Raw genomic sequence first — 18,121 nt, 5'->3', positions numbered from 1 at the left:
TCGCTCCTACACCTTGTTGAGAATGTGGCCCATTTTTTCCTTTTTCGTCGTCATATAGGGCCTGTTGAACTGGTTCGGTTCCATCTCTATGGGCACGACGCCGACCACCTCCAGGCCGTACCCGTCAAGCCCCACGATCTTCTTCGGGTTGTTGGTGAGCAACCTGATCTTCTTGATTCCCAGATCCACCAGTATCTGGGCGCCGATGCCGTAGTCCCGAAGGTCCGCATCGAACCCGAGCTTTTCGTTGGCCTCCACGGTATCGTATCCCTCGTCCTGGAGCTGATACGCCTTGATCTTGTTCAACAGACCGATGCCCCTTCCCTCCTGGTTCATGTACACCAGCGCGCCCTTTCCCTCCTCGCTGATCATCCTGAGGGCGGTCTGGAGCTGGTCTCCGCAGTCACACCTGAGCGAGCCAAGAACATCACCGGTGAGGCAAGCACTGTGCACCCGCACCAGCACCTCGTCATCGGGGCCGATCTCTCCCATCACGAGGGCGAGGTGTTCGAACGTGTCCACGTCGTTCTCGTAGCCGATGGCATGAAATTCCCCCCCCAGCTTGGTCGGGATGATGGTCTCAGCCACGCGGTGCACCAGCGACTCTGTCTTCATTCGGTACTCGATGAGATCCCTGATGGTGGCGATCTTGAGATTATGCTCCTCGGCGAAAATTTCCAGGTCCGGCATCCGGGCCATGGTGCCGTCGTCCTTCATGACCTCACAGATGACACCCGCGGGTCTCAATCCCGCCAACCTCGCCAAATCCACCGACCCCTCGGTCTGTCCCGTCCGGACCAGCACCCCCCCGTTCTTGGCGATCAGGGGAAAGATGTGTCCCGGCTTCACCAGGTCGTCCGGAACGGCGTCGTCGGCCACGGCGGCCTGTACGGTGGTGTGCCGGTCATAGGCGGAGATGCCGGTGGTAACGCCCTTCCGTGCCTCTATGGAAACGGTGAAGGCGGTGCCGAACCGGGAACGGTTTTCCTGAACCATCAAGGGCAGGTTCAGGGAACGGGCCTTCTTCTCGGTCAGAGAGAGACAGATCAGGCCGCGACCGTACCTGGCCATAAAATTGATGGATTCCGGCGTCGACTTCTCGGCGGCCAAGCACAGATCGCCCTCGTTTTCACGATCCTCATCATCCACCAGGATGATCATCTTCCCCGCTTTTATGTCTTCAAGAACTTCCGGTATTGATGAAACAGCCATATTCAATGCACTCCTCGGAAAGATCGTTCAACTATCTATACATATCCCTCTTCCGCAAGCTTCTCAAGGGTTACCCCCCCGGAAGGCGACTCTCGATTCTGAAGCAGAAACCGCTCGACATATTTGCCGATCAGGTCCGCTTCCAAATTCACCCGGTCCCCCGGCTTTCTGCCGTCCAGGATCGTCTCCTGAGCGGTGTGCCGGATGATATTAACGGTAAATACGTCATCGGACAACGAATTGATCGTCAGGCTGACGCCGTCGACGGCCACCGACCCCTTATCGACGATATATCGCCGGACTCCCACAGGAGCCGTAACGCCGATAATGAGGCTGTCCGGACTTCTCTCCACCGTTGCAACCTTTCCCACGCCGTCCACATGGCCCGCCACGAAGTGACCGCCCAGTCGATCCCCCACCCTGAGGGCGCGCTCAAGGTTGACGCGCCTCCCCCGGTTCGCGTTGTCCAGGGTACAACGGGAAAGCGTCTCCGGCGACGCCTCGACACTGAAAGAGCCGGACCCTACTTCCACCGCCGTCAGGCAGACGCCGTCCACGCTGATGGAGTCCCCGATACGGGTATCCGCAAGATCCATGCTCGTCTCGATGGCCAGGATGGAGATATTTCCGGCAAAACGTATGTTCCGGATTGTTCCCACATCCTCGATGATACCGGTAAACATCGAAAGGACCTCTCTTCCTCGGCCGGCACGGGCTTCATACACACAGGCAACGACGCCCCCTATCCGCACTCCCGGACATCATCATAATGAGACGATGAGCATACCCTTGAAATTGCTTATCCTCCGTCACGTACGGAGGGATACGCCTCCACGATAATATCCGGCCCCGCCCGGCGAACGGTCAGCCCCCCCAGCTTTATTGCGTCCGCGATACGCCGGGGACCCGGCCCGACCGTGAGGCCCAGGGTATCGTCCCCGGTAAGAATCTTGGGGGCGTACATGAACATTATTTTATCAAATATAGCATGTTTCAAAAAGTAAGTAAACACGTTTGCGCCACCCTCGACGAGAAGACGCATCATACCCCGCTTGCCGAGGAGTAAAAGGAGGTACGAAAGGTCCATCAGGTCGCCGGCGTCCCTGGGGAGCCCGATCACCTCCGCCCCGGCGGCCTCCAGCGCCCTCATCCTCGACTGCATCTCGGCATTCCCGGTCTCGTCCACGGCGATGATAGCGGCCGCCCCCCCTCCCGCCAGAACTCGGGCGGTAATCGGGGTCCGGGCGTCTGGATCGATAATCACCCTCACAGGATCTGTTCCTCGAACCAGGCGAACGGTCAGCTCCGGGTCGTCGGCCAGAACGGTGCCCACGCCCACCAGTATTCCGTCGGACACGGCCCTAAGGCGGTGAGCGTACCGCCTGGCGTCGATGGAGGTAATCCACTTGGAATCTCCGCCGGCGGCGGCCAGTCTGCCGTCTAAAGTCATGGCGGCCTTGAGGGTGACGAAGGGAAGGCCGGAGACCACGAAACGGCGATACGCCTCGTAGAACCGGGTGATTTCATCTCCCATCACATCACAGACAACCTCGATGCCCACCCGGGACAATACACCCGCCCCGTCACCCGGGACGCAGGGATTCGGATCACACATCCCAAAGAAGACGCGTCCGATGCCCGCATTAATGATTGCATCGGTACAGGGGGGGGTGCGCCCGTGGTGGCAGCAGGGCTCCAGGGTGACGTAGATATCCGCCCCGCGGGCCCTCTCCCCGGCGTCGGCAATGGCCACCACCTCCGCGTGGGGTGTTCCCGGTCCCCGGTGAAACCCCTCCCCCACGACGTTTCCCTCAGAAACGACGACAGCCCCAACCGGGGGATTGGGGCTCGTTCGGCCCTCAAACCGCCGCGCCAGCGTCAGGGCCCGTCTCATGAACCGAAGATTCATTCGACTGTCACATCCTGTCCTTATCGTCCAGAAGCTCCTTGAGCTCCGCCATAAACTCGTTGATGTCCTTAAACGACCGGTACACCGAGGCGAACCTGACGTATGCAACCTCGTCCAGATCCTTGAGGTGCTCCATCACCTTTTCGCCGACCATGGAGCAGTCGACCTCCCGCTCTCCCACGTCGGTGAAGCTCGCCTCGATGGAATCCACGGTCTTTTCGATGACGGTAATGCTGATGGGGCGCTTTTCGCAAGCCTTTTTGATGCCGATGAGAATCTTGTTGCGGTCAAAGGCCTCCCGCCTCCCGTCCTTTTTGACTACCAGCGGCAGCATTTCCTCCACCCGCTCATAGGTGGTGAAACGCCGTCCGCAGTCCAGACACTCCCGCCGCCTGCGGATGACATCGCCGTCCTTCGTCAGGCGGGAATCGATGACCTTATTATCTATAAACGCACAAAAGGGACACTTCACCGGTTTTTATCTCCTCGGTCGATCTGTTTCGTGTCAATTCCCGCCTCATCGAGCATCGAGCGGGAAAGCGGATCTGCGTATCCTTCCCGATATACAATCTTCTGTATGCCGGCGTTGATGAGCATTTTCGTACAGATAATGCAGGGGAGCGTGGTACAGTAGAGGGTGGCGCCCCGGATGGAAACGCCGTGATAGGCGGCCTGAATGATGGCGTTTTGTTCCGCGTGCAGGCCGCGACAGAGTTCATGTTTTTCACCCGAGGGGACGTTCTGCTGTTCCCTCAGGCACCCCACCTCAATGCAGTGAGCAAGCCCCCGGGGTGCGCCGTTGTATCCGGTGGAGAGGATGTTTCTGTCTTTCACCAGCACCGCCCCAACCTGCCTGCGCAGGCACGTGGAGCGCTGGGCCACCAGGTCCGTAATGTCCATGAAGTATTCGTCCCAGCCGGGACGTTCAGACGCCCTGTCGTTTGGAATAATCGCCTTCTTCAAACGAAACCCGTTCTGTATCGATACGGTGACGATAGAGAGGAAAATCCTCCAGGAATTCCCGCACGTATTGCCTGGTTTTTACGATCTTGTCCTCATTGCCGATGTCATCGAGGATATCGGCGATCAGGTTCGCAACCACCGCCGCGTCACCCTCTTTCAGTCCCCGTGTGGTGATCGCCGGGGTGCCGAAACGAACCCCGCTGGTGACGCGGGGCGGGCGGGCGTCGAACGGGATGCCGTTCTTGTTCGCACAGATACCGGCGCGATACAGCGCCTGGGCCGCATCGGCCCCGGTGAGGCCTGCGATCCCGACATCCACCAGGAAAAGATGATTGTCGGTACCGCCGCCGACGAGCCGAAAGCCCCGTGAGAGCAGCACATCCGCCATCGTAGCGGCGTTGGCAACGATCTGTCTCTGGTACTCTTTGAAATCGTCCGTCATCGCCTCTTTGAACGCCACCGCCTTCGCAGCGATGGTATTCATCAGGGGACCTCCCTGGGTGCCGGGGAATACCCGGGAGTTGATGGTCTTGGCGAACTCCTCCCCGCTGAGGATGAGCCCTCCCCTGGGTCCCCGCAGGGTCTTGTGGGTGGTGCAGGTGGTCACCTGGCAGGATGGTATCGGATCGCAGTGAAGTTTTGCTACCACCAGCCCGCCGATATGAGCGATATCCGCCATGACGACGGCGTCCACGTCCGCACCGATCTCGCCGAAACGGTCAAAATCGATATGCCGGGGATAAGAACTTGCCCCGGTGATGATCATTTTCGGCCGGTGCTCCCTGGCCAGTCGCGATACTTCGTCGTAATCGATGCATTCCGTCTTTTCATCGACGCCGTAGGAAACGATATTGAAATACTTCCCGGAAAAATTCACCGGGCTCCCGTGGCTGAGATGTCCCCCGTGGGACAGCTCCATGCTCAGCACCGTATCGCCGTGATCCAGTACCGAGAGCATCACCGCCATATTGGCCTGGGCGCCCGAATGAGGCTGGACGTTCGCAAAGTCCGCATTGAAGAGCTTCTTTGCCCGATCGATGGCCAGGGTCTCGGCGCGATCGACGTTTTCACACCCCTCGTAATATCGCTTTCCCGGGTACCCCTCGGCATATTTGTTTGTCATGACCGAACCGGACGCCTCCAGCACGGCCTCGCTGACGTAATTTTCCGAGGCAATCAGTATTATCTGGGATTCCTGACGATCCGTTTCGTCATGTATAGCGTCAAATATCTCTCTGTCTGTTTCAAACAAACTCACCCTTTTCCTACTCCTCTTTTTTCTATTTCGCCTATTTTATCAACGCGCCGCTGATGTCTCCCCCCATCGAATGGCTCTTCCAGGAACGTCATGAGAATCTCTCGCGCCAACTCCGGGCCGGTCACCCGCGCCCCTATGGTGAGTACATTCGCGTCATTATGCCAGCGGCTCATCCTGGCGGTGAAGATATCCCACGCCAGCGCCGCCCGTATTCCGGGCACCTTGTTGGCCGCTATGCTCATGCCGATGCCGGTCCCGCACAACAACACACCAAAATCGACCGTTCCGGCACACACCAGATCCGTCACCTTCAGGGCGATATCGGGATAGTCCACCGAGCCGGGCTGGGAGACCCCCACGTCTGTTACGTCCACTCCGGCCTTTTTGAGTACGTCAACCAAACAGACTTTAAGGTCCAGGCCTCCGTGATCCGATCCAATGGCCACCTTCAGAGACATACCGATTACATCTTTTCCTTGATATAGTTAATGGCATCCTGGACGGTGGAAATCTTTTCCGCGTCATCGTCGGAGATCTCCACATCATATTCATCCTCGATGGTCATAATCATCTCGACAATATCCAGCGAGTCCGCACCCAGATCATCGATAAAGGATGCGTCCAGTTGAATATCATCTTTTTCCAGTCCCAGCTGCTCAGCGATGATTTCCTTGACTCTTTCCTCAACAGAAGCCATGTTACTAACCTCCTGAATAAATATTCTGTTTTATCATTGAATCAGTTACTCATTAACTGTTTCCGTTACATGTAAAGCCCACCATTGACGCCGATCACCTGACCGGTGATGTAGCGCGCATGGTCCGACACAAGAAAAAGCACGGCGTCGGCGACTTCCCCCGGCGCGCCGATCCTTCCCAGGGGAATCCTCTGAATAATACCGTTTCGTATGTCCAGAGAAATGCCCTCGGACATATCCGTATCGATCAATCCGGGAGAGACCGCGTTGGCGGTGATATTGCGATCCGCCAACTCGCGGGCAACCGATCGGGTAAATCCGATAATACCGGCCTTCGCCGCGGAGTAATTGGACTGACCGGGATTGCCGTACTGCCCCGCGACCGATGTCATATTGACGATCCTGCCGAAACGGGCCTTCATCATAGGCCGCACCGCGGCTTTTGTCAACAGGAATGTTCCTGTCAGATTGGTCTGAATGACCTCATCCCACTGGGACTGCTTCATGAGGGGGACGAGGTTGTCCTTCGTGATGCCCGCGTTGTTGATCAGGATATCCAGGCGGCCGGATTGATCCAGGAGCGCCTTGACGCCGTCCTTCACCTCATCCGGATTCGACACATCGAAGGGGGCGAGTTTCGCCGTGCCGCCCCTCGCCTCGATATCTTTTTTGGTCTCTTCGGCCGCATCCGTCTGGGATCGATAATTTATATATACTTCGACCCCCTCTTCGGCCAGCGCCTGGGCCACCGCCCGGCCGATTCCCCGGGACGCCCCGGTCACCAGTGCAACTCTGCCAGAAAGGGACATCGTCTCTCCCTCTTCGGTGATGATGTGAAATGCGATCTCTACACGACCGCCCTTCTGTCAATCCATACAAGCCCGCGGTGCATGTCCGGATCCCGTTCGCCGCCGCCCGTTGCTTTCTATCCGAACTTTTTCTCCAGTGCCTTGAGCGTCTCCATATCTCCGACGGCCTCACACGATACCTTCCGGTCGATACGCCGTATCAGCCCGGTCAGGACGTTTTTGGGACCCACCTCCACAAAGGTGGTGATCTCTCTGTCGATAAGACGCCGGATGGAGTCCTCCCAGAGCACCGGCCTGATAAGCTGGTCTGTGAGGAGCTTTCTGATCCCGCCCGTGTCGTCCGGGTGGTCGTCCGCCGTCACATTGGAAATCACCGGGAACTTCGGGGCCTTCGGCGATTCGGGGCCGAGGGCCTGTATCTCTGCATCCAGATTTTGTGAGGCCTCGGCCATGAGCGGGGAATGAGACGGCACGCTGACCGCCAGGATGATGACCTTTTTCGCCCCCGCCTCTTCCAGCATCGCCCCCGCCCGTTCGACGGCGTCTTTATGCCCGGAGATGACGATCTGTCCCGGGCTGTTGTAATTGGCGCCGACAACTATTGAATCATCCCGGGAGACATCACTCGTGACGGCGTCTATTGTCTCCCGATCCACGCCCAGGACCGCCGCCATCGCGCCGACTCCCTCGGGCACCGCACGCTGCATCAGGGCCCCCCGGGTCCTGACCAGGGAGACGGTCTGTGCCAGGGAGAATGATTCCGCCGCCTTGAGGGCCGCGTATTCGCCCAGGCTGTGTCCCGCCGCGGCGGCCGGCTCGTGGGATGAAAGAAAACCGGTATCTTCGAGCACCGCGTAGATGCTTGCTGATACCGTCAGCAGTACCGGCTGTGTCTGTTCCGTCTTATTCAGCTCCGATTCCGGACCGTGGAAGGCGAGCTTTTTGACATCCATCGACAGGATATCCGAGGCCTCCTCGAATATCAGCCGCGCGGACTGGAAATTATCATGAATGTCCTTTCCCATGCCGACATACTGAGAACCCTGGCCGGGGAAAAGATATGCGATGCGCGTCACGACACCTCCAGGCTTATCTCGGATGTGAAACTATCCCACAAAGATGCTCTACCGTTTCGGCTGCTTCTCGAACGGTATCCTCGACAATCTCCCGCGCCGAGCGGGGTGATTCGAGGAGTCCGGCGATCTGTCCGCTCATGATGGAGCCCATCGCCACATCTCCGTCCACGGCGGCCCTGAGCCGACCCTCCCCCAGAGAAAATATTTCTTCCGGCAACGCCCCCTGCTTTTCCATATCCAGGATCGTGCGGGAGAGCCGATTCTTGAGCATTCTCACCGGATGGCCGGTGGATCGCCCGGTGACCACCGTGTCCCGATCCCCTGCATTCAGCACCCTCTCCTTCCAGGCCGCACAGATCGGGCATTCATTCGCGGTCAGAAAGGCGGTGCCCATCTGCACCCCCTCGGCGCCCAGGGCAAAAGCCGCCGCCATAGTCCTGCCGTCCGCGATGCCGCCCGCGGCGACGACCGGGATGGAGACCTTCTTGGTCGTCATCGCGGTCAGGGTCATGGTGGTCAACTCACCGATGTGGCCGCCGGCTTCGTATCCTTCGACGATGACGGCCTTCGCCCCCATCCTTTCAGACCGCACCGCCAGCGGAACCGACGCCGCCACCGGTATCACGATCGGCTGCTTCCCTGGGGGAAGCCCCGCGATTCGACCGAGTATTGTTCCGGGATTCCCCGCACCGGTGGTAAGTACATGCACCCCCTCATCGAGAACCACATCGATCAATTCCATGACATGGGGAGCGACGAGGATAACATTAACACCGAAGGGGCTTGCGGTAAGAGACTTCGTGCGCCTGATTTCAGCCTGAAGCTCATCGGGGGTCATCAATCCCGCGCCGATTATTCCCAGGGCTCCGGCCTCGCTTACCGCTGCGGCCAGCTCCGCTCGGGACACCCAGGCCATGCCACCCTGAAAAATCGGGTGGGATATATCAAGAAGCGTGCATAATCTCGATTCGATCAACTACACTTCCTCGATCTGAACGACCTCCCGGCCCTTGTAATAGCCGCAATGGGGGCACACCACATGAGGCATCTTCACTTCGGTACACTGGGGACAAATCGACCGAGGGGGTGTGACAAGTCCCTGGTGAGACCGCCGCTTCCCCTTTCGGGATCTGGAATGTTTACGTTTCGGAACCGCCATAACAAAAAACCTGTTTATTTAACCTGAAAATCCTTCAATTTCTCAAACCGAACGTCAACGACGTCCTGATCACAATCACATTGTTTCTTATTGAGATTACCGCCGCATTGCGGGCAGAGCCCACTGCATAATTCGCTGCAGAGAGGACGCATCGGGAGCGCCAGCGCCACCTGTTCCTCGATGATCTGTGCGATATCCACCTCATCCCCGTGGAGAAACGACTGCTCCAGTTCATCGACGGAGAGCTCATGCTCCCTTTCTTGAACATTCATCCTGGTGATGATATATGAAAACGGAACGTCCAATATCGCCTCAAAACTTTCGAGACATCGGCCGCATTCGCGAACCACCAAAAGCTGAATCCTGCCCGATACGAATATATCATTCCCCGATGTAACGAGGGTGATCGCACCCTCAAAACCGTGGGGAAACGAAAGCCCCGATTCAACAATATCCGAGAGCGTCTTCGCCTGCCAGTCCGTTCCGGGAATCACCGTGTGAACCGCGAGGGGAGTAAAATTCTCCCGCCACTCGGCAAACCTCCCCTCCCCGGGAAAGGCGACGGAATAACCTCCGTCGGGTTCTACCGGGATTTCAGATATATGTATCCTGAGCGAATCCATTCCGACCCCACATCCCGCGCGGTTTAATGTAATACCGCACCTGCGTCACAATACACGCTGCGTTTATCCTTCCCCTCATATCCGCCCCCCCCCGTGAAATCAGACATGTCCCCGATCCCGGTGTCTGTCTTGATTCGTTTATACCCAATGCCCTTTTCGATGTCAAGAAAATTGCATGAGGAAAAGTGCGGAAACTCCTTGACTTAAATGAATAATTTTCTCATAATTATTTGGTTGAATCAAGCATTATTTCACATCCGTTGTATCCTTTTTTTGAGGCGAAAATGAATCGATACCGTTTCGGCGACCCTGTCGGACAGGCCCTGGCGATCCTGTTCTGTGCGCTTGTGCTCTCCCTCGCAGGAATGCCCGCTCTCTCTCAGGAAAACGGATGCGGTCACTCCGGCTATCTGTGGGGCGGCGGCGCCTCCGCGACGTTCGAAGTGTTCGTAGATACCGAAGCCGTCGCCCTCGATTTCGACTGGCCCCAGGGCATCGTCGATTTCCGGGTCAAGGGGTATGGAGACGAGCCGGAGGAACTTTTGATCGACCAGCCCCTGGCGGACGGGGACCTGCTCACCCTCGCCGGACCGGGAATATATTATATAACCATCTATTCAAAGTGGGGCAGCGGGTGCTGGGAGGTGACCATCGAGCCGACAACGTTACCTGAAGAGGACGCCGACGACGATGCCACCCCCCCCGCCAATGAAATGTAATTCGACGATGATGAAAAATGCTTGACAGGATACGGAAAATACATTATAGTGCATACACCTCTTGAGGAACACACCTCAAAAGCGGTTTCGGAACAGCCGCCCGTACCCAGTATGCTTTTCAGTTTTCATATAGTTGTGTGTATATAACGATAAAACTCCCGATAAATCCTATACTCTCACCCACGTTACGTTAAAAGGACCTGCAACATCATTCCTACTTATACCTTGTGTGCCATTATACTAAATAACATATAAATTGCCATGTCGGCGCCGAATCCGAAATCCCCATCCACGGATCGAGATTAAAATACACGCCGACGGAACACCCTGATTCCGATGTACCGCACGCGCGGCGCCTCGGCGTACCAACACAAATCGAGAAGGTTTTTCATGGACGGAACCGACACCACTACTGTAGAAACTGAACAGAGCGACATCATAAATCTGGTCGACCTGAAGAAAAAGGACATCAGCGGCCTGCACACAATGGCCAAGGAGCTGGAGATCGAGGGCGCCAGCGGTATGACCCGCCAGGAACTGATCTTCAGCCTCCTGCAGGCTCACTCGGAGCAGAACGGCGTGGTGTATGCCGAGGGCGTCCTGGAGACCCTCCCGGACGGTTTCGGATTTCTCCGGGCGCCGGACTATAACTATCTGCCCGGCCCGGACGACATCTACGTATCGCCGTCGCAGATTCGCCGCTTCTCCCTGCGCACCGGCGATACCATCTCGGGACAGATCAGGTCTCCCAAGGAATCTGAACGTTACTTCGCCCTCTTAAAGGTGGAACAGGTCAATGCTGAATCCCCGGATCACTCCCGGGACAGGATTATGTTCGACAACCTCACTCCCCTTTACCCGGAAGAGCGAATCAACCTGGAATACGAAAAGAACCGGTACTCGACGCGCATCATGGATATCTTCACCCCGATCGGCAAGGGACAGCGGGGCCTGATCGTCTCCCCGCCCCGGACCGGGAAAACCATGCTGCTTCAGGAGATGGCGAACTCCATCACCACGAACCATCCGGACATCATCCTCATCGTGCTCCTCATCGATGAGCGCCCGGAAGAGGTCACAGACATGGAGCGATCCGTCAAGGGTGAGGTGGTCAGCTCCACGTTCGACGAACCGGCGTCCCGGCACGTCCAGGTGGCCGAGATGGTCATCGAAAAGGCCAAACGCCTGGTGGAGTATAAGCGGGATGTGGTGATCCTCCTGGATTCCATCACCCGGCTCGCCAGGGCGTACAACACCGTGGTGCCCCCCAGCGGCAAGATCCTCTCCGGCGGCGTCGATTCCAACGCCCTGCACAAACCCAAGCGGTTCTTCGGCGCAGCCCGGAACATCGAGTTCGGCGGAAGCCTGACCATCATGGCAACCGCTCTCATCGACACCGGCAGCCGCATGGACGAGGTCATCTTCGAGGAATTCAAGGGTACCGGCAACATGGAAATCCACCTCGACAGAAAGCTCGCCGACAAGCGGGTCTTCCCGGCCATGGATATCAACCGATCCGGCACCAGGAAAGAGGAACTCCTGATGGACCAGGCGACCCTCAACCGCATGTGGATACTCAGAAAGCTCCTGTCTCCGCTGAGCCCCATCGACTCCATGGAGTTTATCCTCGATAAAATCCAGGGCGCGGAATCTAATGCGGATTTTCTGGCAAATATGAATCAATAGAGTTATAATATAGAGATAACTGCGTTACGCCCCCGATGAAAACAGGGGGTTTTTCGTAGGCGATACAACGGCAAACTCAATCCAACGGAGCGAACAGACCATGAAAAAGGACATCCATCCCGAATATACCGACGCGGTCATCACGTGTGCCTGCGGCAGCGAGATCAAGACCAGGTCCACCAAGCCGAAGATCCATGTGGAAATCTGCTCCCAGTGCCACCCCTTCTTCACCGGAAAGCAGAAGATGGTCGACACGGCGGGACGCGTTGAAAAATTCCGAAAGAAATACGCAAACGTACAGACCCAGAAAAAGCAGTAACCACCTATGGATAAAATCAGAGTGGGCGGTCAGGCGGTGATCGAGGGCGTGATGATGCGCGCCCCGAAGAGTCTGACGGTTGCGGTGCGCAAGTCCGACGGAAGCATCAAGGTCAAGGAAGATCCGGTCAATTCCATCGCCGAGACCTTCCCGGTACTCAAAAAACCGCTGTTTCGCGGTGTGGTGATTCTCTTTGAATCCCTGGTACACGGCATGACGGCCCTGACGTACTCCGCCAACGAGGCCGCAGAGGAAGAGGACGGCGATGGGGACATATCACCGTGGATGATGGCGCTGACCATCGTCTTTTCTTTAGCCTTCGGCGTGTTTCTGTTCGTGGTGCTTCCCCATCTCGCAACCGCGTACATGGATCGAATCATACCCCTGGAAATCGGCATCGAGAGCTTCTGGTTTCACCTGATAGACGGCGTCATCAAGGTTATGATATTCGTCATCTACTTGATGGTCATCTCCCTGATGCCGGATATTCGAAGGGTATTCATGTACCACGGCGCCGAGCACAAATCCATCTTCGCCTACGAGGCGGGAGAAGAGCTGACCGTGGACAACGCAAGAAAATATACCACGAAACATCCCCGCTGCGGCACGTCTTTCATCCTGATTGTGCTCCTGGTCAGCATCGTGATGTTCGCCGTGATCTTTCCCCTGATGCCCGAGCTTCAGAATCTCTCCAAGCTCGTCAAGAACCTGATTTATGTGCTCATCAAGATCCCGCTCCTCATACCCATCGCCGGCATCTCATACGAGATGATCCGCCTGGCCGGTGAGAAAAGGGACAACCGGCTGCTTCAGGCCATGTCCCTTCCCGGAGTCTGGCTCCAGCGCATCACCACCCGGGAGCCCTCCGACGATCAGCTGGAGGTGGCCCTGGCGGCCCTGAGCACGGCTCTTTTGATGGAAGAACGACAAAACGGCACCGGGGCGGCCCCATCATGCACGGACGGCACGGATCATGTTCAGTAAACTTGACGATATCGAACATCGCTACGAGGAAGTGGTACGGCTGATATCCGATCCCGATACCATTTCCGATCAGGAACGGTACGTATCACTCACCAAGGAACACGCCGACCTGGAGCCGATCGTGGAGGAATTTCGACGCTATCGGGATATCACGCGCCAGATCGATGACAATAAAACCCTCTTTTCCGATGACGACGACGACATCGTTGCCATGGCCAAGGAGGAGCTTATACGCCTTGAATCGGAAAAGGATGCGAGCGAGCAAAAACTCAAGCTCCTTTTACTCCCCACGGACCCCAACGACACCAAGAATATATTCCTGGAAATCCGGGGCGGCGCGGGGGGCGACGAGGCGGCCCTGTTCGCCGCCGACCTCTTCCGCATGTACAGCCGCTACGCCGAGAACAACAGGTGGAAGGTGGAGATCATCAGCGAAAACAGCACCGGCGTGGGGGGATTCAAGGAGGTTATCGCATCCATCCAAGGGAACGGTGCCTACAGCCGCCTGAAATACGAGAGCGGCGTACATCGGGTTCAGCGGGTGCCGGAAACCGAGGCCCAGGGGCGCATTCACACCTCCACCGTCACCGTGGCGATTCTTCCCGAAGCCGACGATATCGAGGTGGATATCGATTCCAACGATTTACGCATCGACACCTACCGGTCCACCGGTCACGGCGGCCAATCGGTCAACACCACGGACAGCGCCGTGCGCATTACGCACATCCCTACGGGACTGGTGGTCACCTGCCAGGATGAAAAGTCCCAGCACAAAAACAAGACGAAGGCGCTCCGGGTCCTCAAGGCGAGGCTCCTCGACCTTGAAACCCAGAAACAGCAGAACGAAATATCCGAGGCGAGAAAAAGTCAGGTCGGGACGGGGGACCGGTCTGAAAGAATCAGGACATATAATTACCCCCAGGGACGGGTAACGGATCACCGGATCGGCCTGACCATGCACAAGCTCGATTCGATACTCCTCGGTTACATCGATGAACTCATCGACGCCCTGACCACCTATTATCAGGCGGAGGCCCTCAAGAGCCAGGCATCATGACAACACCCCCTTTCCCGGCCGAGAAACCGGATATCGCCGCCGAATCGATGGAAGCACACGGCGACGACACTCCCGACGCCCGGCGATTGCCCAAAACCCTCAAAGAGGCGATCATCCGGGCGACTCAGCACCTCCACTCCTGCAATGTCCCGTCGCCGCGTCTTGATGCGGAAATCCTTATCGCCCATGTCCTGGGATACCGACGCCTCGATCTCTACCTCAACCATGATCGTCCCCTGACCGGAAAAGAATATAAAACCATCGTCACCCCGATCCTCCGTCGCGGATCGGGCGTCCCGGCCGCCTACATTACGGGGATCAAAGAGTTTCACTCGCTCAACTTCATCGTGAACGAATCGGTGCTCATTCCCCGCCCCGAAACGGAGTTTCTCGTAAGCGAATCACTCATGGATATTCGCATGAAGAACCTTACAGAACCCTCCATTCTTGAAATCGGGACCGGGTCCGGGGCCGTGGCCGTCACCCTCGCCTCATCCCTCGATGCCGGTGATATCATCGCAACCGACGTATCGGAGGATGCGCTGAAGGTGACGAGGAAGAACTGTGAATTGCATGACGTCTTCAGACGGGTGACGCTCAGGCGGGGAGACCTGTACGAGCCCGTCGCGGGACACACATTCGATCTGATCGTCTCCAATCCGCCCTATCTGACCGATACCGAAATGGAGCTGCTCCCCCCGGAGGTCAAGAACGAGCCTCGCGTCGCCCTGGCCGGCGGCCCCGACGGGCTTGGCGTTATCGCGCCTCTGGTCGCCGGCGCGCCGGAACATTTGCGTGAAAACGGGTGTCTCATCATTGAAATCGGCGCCGCACAAAAGGAAGCGGTGATTCGACTCTGTGATGAGGTCGAACACATGGAGGTAAGCCACGTAACACAGGATTACGCCGGTCACCCCAGGGTTGTGGTAGCGCGGCGGGTATAGAAAGGGACACCGTATGCTGGAAAAAATGGTTATCCGCGGGGGAACGCCCCTTACGGGCAGCGTCACCATCAGCGGCTCGAAAAACGCCGCTTTACCGGTCATTATCTCCTCGATCATGGCGCCGGGGACATCTCTTTATCGGTCGGTCCCGGACCTGATGGATATTCACACCACAAAAAGCCTGCTTGAGGCGCTGGGGGCGGATGTACGCGAGGATGCAGACGCTCTGGCGGTGGACAGCGGGCCCATCACGAGCCACGAGGCGTCCTGGGAGCTGGTCAGAAAGATGCGGGCGTCGTTTCTGGTCATGGGTGCCCTTATCGCCCGGTTTCGGCAGGCGCGGGTCTCGCTTCCCGGCGGGTGCATGCTGGGCGTCAGGCCGGTGGATCAGCACCTGAAGGGCTTCACCGCCCTGGGGGTCTCCATTACCGAGGAACACGGCATCGTCATCGCCGAGGCGAAACGCCTCAGGGGAAACCGCGTCGTCTTCGACTTCCCCACGGTGGGGGCCACCGAAAACGTCATGATGGCCGCCGCCGCCGCGAAGGGCGAGACGGTGATCGAAAACGCCGCCCGGGAGCCGGAGATCATCGACCTGGCTCGAGCGCTCTCCAACATGGGGGCGGTCATAGAGGGCGCCGGCGATGAGACCATTCACATCCAGGGTGTCGAATCCCTCTCACCCATCGATCACACCATTATCCCGGACCGCATCGAGGCGGGCACCTTTCTCCTCGCCGCGGCGATCACCGGCGGGGACGCGCAGATTTATAACTACCCCTTCGGCATCCTGACGGCGGTGGAGGAAAAATTGAAGGAGTGCGGGGTGAAGCTCAAGGAGTCGCCTGAGGGCATGAGGGTTTCCGGACCCAGGCGCCCCCAGAGTACGGATTTTCAGACCCTCCCCTATCCCGGCTTTCCCACGGATCTCCAGGCGCCGTTTACATCGTTTCTCTCCCTGGCGTCGGGCACCAGCATCATCACCGAAAACATCTTTGAACAGCGTTTCGCCCATATTCCCGAGCTCGTCCGACTGGGGGCCGACATCTCCATCGACGGGCGCACGGCGGTCATCCGGGGCGTGAAAAAGCTCTCGGGCGCGAAAGTGATGTCGTCCGACCTCAGAAACAGCGCGGCCCTGATCCTCGCCGGGCTTGCCGCGGAAAACACCACCGAGGTCTACCGGATTTATCACCTCGACAGGGGATACGAGCGGATCGAAAAAAAGCTTTCTTCCATGGGCGCGGACATCGAACGGACCAGACAGGATGATTGAGATCATCAGGACATCGGACGCCGATTTTCCCCGGAAGATCGCCGCCATCGTCCGCCGGGGGGAGACGATCCCGCCGGAGATCGAGGCGGGCGTGGCGACCATCATCAAGGACGTCAGAACCACGGGCGTTAGCGCGGTCATCAGGTACACCGAGCAATTCGACGGCGTTCTCCTGACGCCAGAGACGATGGAGATCGCTCCCGCCGACATGAAAAAATCCGCCGATACGCTCCCGAAAGAGGCGAGGGACATCATCTCAGCCGCTGCGGACCGTATCCGGTCCTTTCACGAAAAGCAGAAGTTTGAGGGATTCGAATACACAGACGCTCTGGGCAATCGTCTGGGGCAGATCGTCCGCCCGGTGAAGCGCGCGGGGGTGTACGTCCCCGGAGGCCGGGCGCCCTACCCTTCCACGCTGCTCATGAACGTCATCCCCGCCCGGATCGCCGGCGTCGAGGAAATCGTCGCCGTCCACCCCACACCCGACGGCATGCTGAACCCGGCGGTCATGGCCGCCGCCCTGGAGGCGGGGGTCGACCGGATGTTCAGAATCGGCGGCGCTCAGGCTGTGGCGGCCCTGGCCTTCGGAGTCGATCCCGTCCCCCGGGCGGACGTCATCGTGGGACCGGGGAACATCTTTGTTGCCACGGCGAAGAAACAGCTCTTCGGTATAGTGAACATCGACATGATCGCGGGGCCGTCGGAGATACTCATCATCGCAGACGGCACCGGGAACCCTGCCTGGGCGGCGGCGGACCTCCTTTCCCAGGCGGAGCACGACCCCCTGGCGGCGGCGATCCTCATCACAACGGACGAATCCTTCGCCCACCGCGTGGCCGAGGAACTCTCGTCCCAGCTTGCCGCGCTTGAGAGAGAAAAGATCGCCCGGCAATCCCTCGCCTCCTACGGCGCGCTGATCGTGGCCGGGGACCTCATTGAGGCGGCGGCCGTCTCCAACGACATCGCCCCGGAGCACCTGGAGCTAATGGTCGAAGATCCCGACGATCTCCTCAAGCACATCACCGCGGCGGGCTCAATCTTTCTGGGGCACCACACCCCGGAGACGGTGGGGGACTACGCCGCCGGACCCAATCACGTGCTCCCCACCGGGGGGACCGCCCGATTTTCCTCGCCTTTGGGGGTGTATGACTTCGTCACCCGCATGAGCGTCATCGAAATGAGCGAGAAGGGCGTCAACGCCGTTGGGAGGATTTCCCGGGACTTCGCCCGGCTGGAGGGATTGAGTGCCCACGCCCGGGCGGTCGAGTTGCGCATCAAAAAAGACTCCACAGAATAGCCACCCCGTCCACCTTTTCAATATCATACCCTTATAAAAAAAAGAGAGGCTGACCGCCTCTCCCTTCCAAACCCGTGTCGTCTTTTCAGACAACTTTTTTGCGTAGCTCCGAGAGTATTTACTACAATTTAAT

General features: G+C 58.0%; 21 protein-coding genes. 8 read left to right on the top strand and 13 right to left on the bottom strand.

Annotated elements, in window-relative coordinates:
* Positions 1–6: 6 nt before the first annotated feature.
* The 13 genes from JW885_05335 to JW885_05275 form a co-directional block, all read right to left on the bottom strand.
* The gene (locus tag JW885_05335; protein MBN1881577.1) at positions 7–1,212 is read right to left on the bottom strand and encodes a bifunctional 3,4-dihydroxy-2-butanone-4-phosphate synthase/GTP cyclohydrolase II; all 1,206 of its coding nucleotides are present in this window, start codon (positions 1,210–1,212) and stop codon (positions 7–9) included.
* A 35-nt stretch (positions 1,213–1,247) separates the two neighbouring features.
* The gene (locus tag JW885_05330) at positions 1,248–1,895 is read right to left on the bottom strand and encodes a riboflavin synthase (GenBank protein MBN1881576.1); all 648 of its coding nucleotides are present in this window, start codon (positions 1,893–1,895) and stop codon (positions 1,248–1,250) included.
* 116 nt (positions 1,896–2,011) lie between these two features.
* Positions 2,012–3,121, bottom strand: a complete 1,110-nt coding sequence (ribD, locus tag JW885_05325; GenBank protein MBN1881575.1) for a bifunctional diaminohydroxyphosphoribosylaminopyrimidine deaminase/5-amino-6-(5-phosphoribosylamino)uracil reductase RibD — start codon at positions 3,119–3,121, stop codon at positions 2,012–2,014.
* A 7-nt stretch (positions 3,122–3,128) separates the two neighbouring features.
* Complete coding sequence (gene nrdR, locus JW885_05320; protein ID MBN1881574.1) at positions 3,129–3,593, bottom strand: transcriptional repressor NrdR; 465 nt, start codon at positions 3,591–3,593, stop codon at positions 3,129–3,131.
* Complete coding sequence (locus JW885_05315; GenBank protein ID MBN1881573.1) at positions 3,590–4,021, bottom strand: cytidine/deoxycytidylate deaminase family protein; 432 nt, start codon at positions 4,019–4,021, stop codon at positions 3,590–3,592. The genes nrdR and JW885_05315 overlap by 4 nt, the downstream gene beginning before the upstream one ends.
* A 25-nt stretch (positions 4,022–4,046) precedes the next feature.
* Positions 4,047–5,342: a serine hydroxymethyltransferase gene (locus JW885_05310; GenBank protein MBN1881572.1), complete on the bottom strand. Its 1,296-nt coding sequence runs from the start codon at positions 5,340–5,342 to the stop codon at positions 4,047–4,049.
* Positions 5,339–5,794 carry a ribose 5-phosphate isomerase B gene (gene rpiB / locus JW885_05305; GenBank protein MBN1881571.1) on the bottom strand — a complete coding sequence of 152 codons (456 nt, stop codon included), beginning with the start codon at positions 5,792–5,794 and terminating at the stop codon, positions 5,339–5,341. The genes JW885_05310 and rpiB overlap by 4 nt, the downstream gene beginning before the upstream one ends.
* A gap of 11 nt (positions 5,795–5,805) precedes the next feature.
* Positions 5,806–6,039 (bottom strand): acyl carrier protein, encoded by a 234-nt coding sequence (acpP, locus tag JW885_05300; protein ID MBN1881570.1) that lies wholly within the window; start codon positions 6,037–6,039, stop codon positions 5,806–5,808.
* Between the two features lie 65 nt (positions 6,040–6,104).
* Positions 6,105–6,848 carry a 3-oxoacyl-[acyl-carrier-protein] reductase gene (gene fabG, locus JW885_05295; GenBank protein MBN1881569.1) on the bottom strand — a complete coding sequence of 248 codons (744 nt, stop codon included), beginning with the start codon at positions 6,846–6,848 and terminating at the stop codon, positions 6,105–6,107.
* A gap of 116 nt (positions 6,849–6,964) precedes the next feature.
* Positions 6,965–7,873 carry an ACP S-malonyltransferase gene (gene fabD, locus JW885_05290; protein ID MBN1881568.1) on the bottom strand — a complete coding sequence of 303 codons (909 nt, stop codon included), beginning with the start codon at positions 7,871–7,873 and terminating at the stop codon, positions 6,965–6,967.
* Positions 7,874–7,937: 64 nt separating this feature from the next.
* Positions 7,938–8,900, bottom strand: a complete 963-nt coding sequence (locus JW885_05285; GenBank protein ID MBN1881567.1) for a nitronate monooxygenase — start codon at positions 8,898–8,900, stop codon at positions 7,938–7,940.
* On the bottom strand, positions 8,901–9,083 hold the full coding sequence (gene rpmF / locus JW885_05280) for a 50S ribosomal protein L32 (GenBank protein ID MBN1881566.1): 183 nt from the start codon (positions 9,081–9,083) through the stop codon (positions 8,901–8,903). It abuts the gene before it with no gap.
* A 14-nt stretch (positions 9,084–9,097) separates the two neighbouring features.
* The gene (locus JW885_05275) at positions 9,098–9,706 is read right to left on the bottom strand and encodes a DUF177 domain-containing protein (GenBank protein MBN1881565.1); all 609 of its coding nucleotides are present in this window, start codon (positions 9,704–9,706) and stop codon (positions 9,098–9,100) included.
* A 284-nt stretch (positions 9,707–9,990) separates the two neighbouring features.
* On the opposite strand from JW885_05275, the gene JW885_05270 reads away from it, so the two are divergent.
* From JW885_05270 to hisD, 8 genes are all read left to right on the top strand, one after another.
* Positions 9,991–10,425, top strand: a complete 435-nt coding sequence (locus JW885_05270) for a hypothetical protein (protein ID MBN1881564.1) — start codon at positions 9,991–9,993, stop codon at positions 10,423–10,425.
* Between the two features lie 336 nt (positions 10,426–10,761).
* Positions 10,762–12,111, top strand: coding sequence for a transcription termination factor Rho (gene rho / locus JW885_05265; protein MBN1881563.1), 1,350 nt, complete (start codon positions 10,762–10,764; stop codon positions 12,109–12,111).
* 100 nt (positions 12,112–12,211) lie between these two features.
* Positions 12,212–12,430: a 50S ribosomal protein L31 gene (rpmE, locus tag JW885_05260; GenBank protein ID MBN1881562.1), complete on the top strand. Its 219-nt coding sequence runs from the start codon at positions 12,212–12,214 to the stop codon at positions 12,428–12,430.
* 6 nt (positions 12,431–12,436) lie between these two features.
* On the top strand, positions 12,437–13,414 hold the full coding sequence (locus JW885_05255) for a DUF1385 domain-containing protein (GenBank protein ID MBN1881561.1): 978 nt from the start codon (positions 12,437–12,439) through the stop codon (positions 13,412–13,414).
* On the top strand, positions 13,404–14,471 hold the full coding sequence (gene prfA / locus JW885_05250; protein ID MBN1881560.1) for a peptide chain release factor 1: 1,068 nt from the start codon (positions 13,404–13,406) through the stop codon (positions 14,469–14,471). The genes JW885_05255 and prfA overlap by 11 nt, the downstream gene beginning before the upstream one ends.
* A complete protein-coding gene (gene prmC / locus JW885_05245; GenBank protein MBN1881559.1) occupies positions 14,468–15,415 on the top strand; it encodes a peptide chain release factor N(5)-glutamine methyltransferase in 948 nt (315 codons plus the stop codon). Before prfA ends, prmC begins: the two co-directional genes overlap by 4 nt.
* 16 nt (positions 15,416–15,431) lie before the next feature.
* Complete coding sequence (murA, locus tag JW885_05240; protein ID MBN1881558.1) at positions 15,432–16,691, top strand: UDP-N-acetylglucosamine 1-carboxyvinyltransferase; 1,260 nt, start codon at positions 15,432–15,434, stop codon at positions 16,689–16,691.
* Complete coding sequence (gene hisD, locus JW885_05235) at positions 16,684–17,988, top strand: histidinol dehydrogenase (protein MBN1881557.1); 1,305 nt, start codon at positions 16,684–16,686, stop codon at positions 17,986–17,988. Before murA ends, hisD begins: the two co-directional genes overlap by 8 nt.
* The last annotated feature ends 133 nt before the right edge of the window (positions 17,989–18,121 follow it).

This window comes from Candidatus Zymogenaceae bacterium (assembly GCA_016931225.1).
GTDB lineage: Bacteria > Desulfobacterota > Zymogenia > Zymogenales > Zymogenaceae > JAFGFE01.
Note: the sequence above shows the minus strand (reverse complement) of the source record. Positions and strands in the feature narration are given on the sequence as shown.

Bases quoted from the DNA above. Each gene is read 5' to 3' on its own strand.
- JW885_05335 (MBN1881577.1), bottom strand. From the start codon at position 1,212: ATGGCTGTTTCATCAATACCGGAAGTTCTTGAAGACATAAAAGCGGGG.
- JW885_05330 (MBN1881576.1), bottom strand. From the start codon at position 1,895: ATGTTTACCGGTATCATCGAGGATGTGGGAACAATCCGGAACATACGT.
- ribD (MBN1881575.1), bottom strand. From the start codon at position 3,121: ATGAATCTTCGGTTCATGAGACGGGCCCTGACGCTGGCGCGGCGGTTT.
- JW885_05315 (MBN1881573.1), bottom strand. From the start codon at position 4,021: ATGGACATTACGGACCTGGTGGCCCAGCGCTCCACGTGCCTGCGCAGG.
- acpP (MBN1881570.1), bottom strand. From the start codon at position 6,039: ATGGCTTCTGTTGAGGAAAGAGTCAAGGAAATCATCGCTGAGCAGCTG.
- fabG (MBN1881569.1), bottom strand. From the start codon at position 6,848: ATGTCCCTTTCTGGCAGAGTTGCACTGGTGACCGGGGCGTCCCGGGGA.
- fabD (MBN1881568.1), bottom strand. From the start codon at position 7,873: ATGGGAAAGGACATTCATGATAATTTCCAGTCCGCGCGGCTGATATTC.
- rpmF (MBN1881566.1), bottom strand. From the start codon at position 9,083: ATGGCGGTTCCGAAACGTAAACATTCCAGATCCCGAAAGGGGAAGCGG.
- JW885_05275 (MBN1881565.1), bottom strand. From the start codon at position 9,706: ATGGATTCGCTCAGGATACATATATCTGAAATCCCGGTAGAACCCGAC.
- JW885_05270 (MBN1881564.1), top strand. From the start codon at position 9,991: ATGAATCGATACCGTTTCGGCGACCCTGTCGGACAGGCCCTGGCGATC.
- rho (MBN1881563.1), top strand. From the start codon at position 10,762: ATGTACCGCACGCGCGGCGCCTCGGCGTACCAACACAAATCGAGAAGG.
- rpmE (MBN1881562.1), top strand. From the start codon at position 12,212: ATGAAAAAGGACATCCATCCCGAATATACCGACGCGGTCATCACGTGT.
- JW885_05255 (MBN1881561.1), top strand. From the start codon at position 12,437: ATGGATAAAATCAGAGTGGGCGGTCAGGCGGTGATCGAGGGCGTGATG.
- prfA (MBN1881560.1), top strand. From the start codon at position 13,404: ATGTTCAGTAAACTTGACGATATCGAACATCGCTACGAGGAAGTGGTA.
- prmC (MBN1881559.1), top strand. From the start codon at position 14,468: ATGACAACACCCCCTTTCCCGGCCGAGAAACCGGATATCGCCGCCGAA.
- hisD (MBN1881557.1), top strand. From the start codon at position 16,684: ATGATTGAGATCATCAGGACATCGGACGCCGATTTTCCCCGGAAGATC.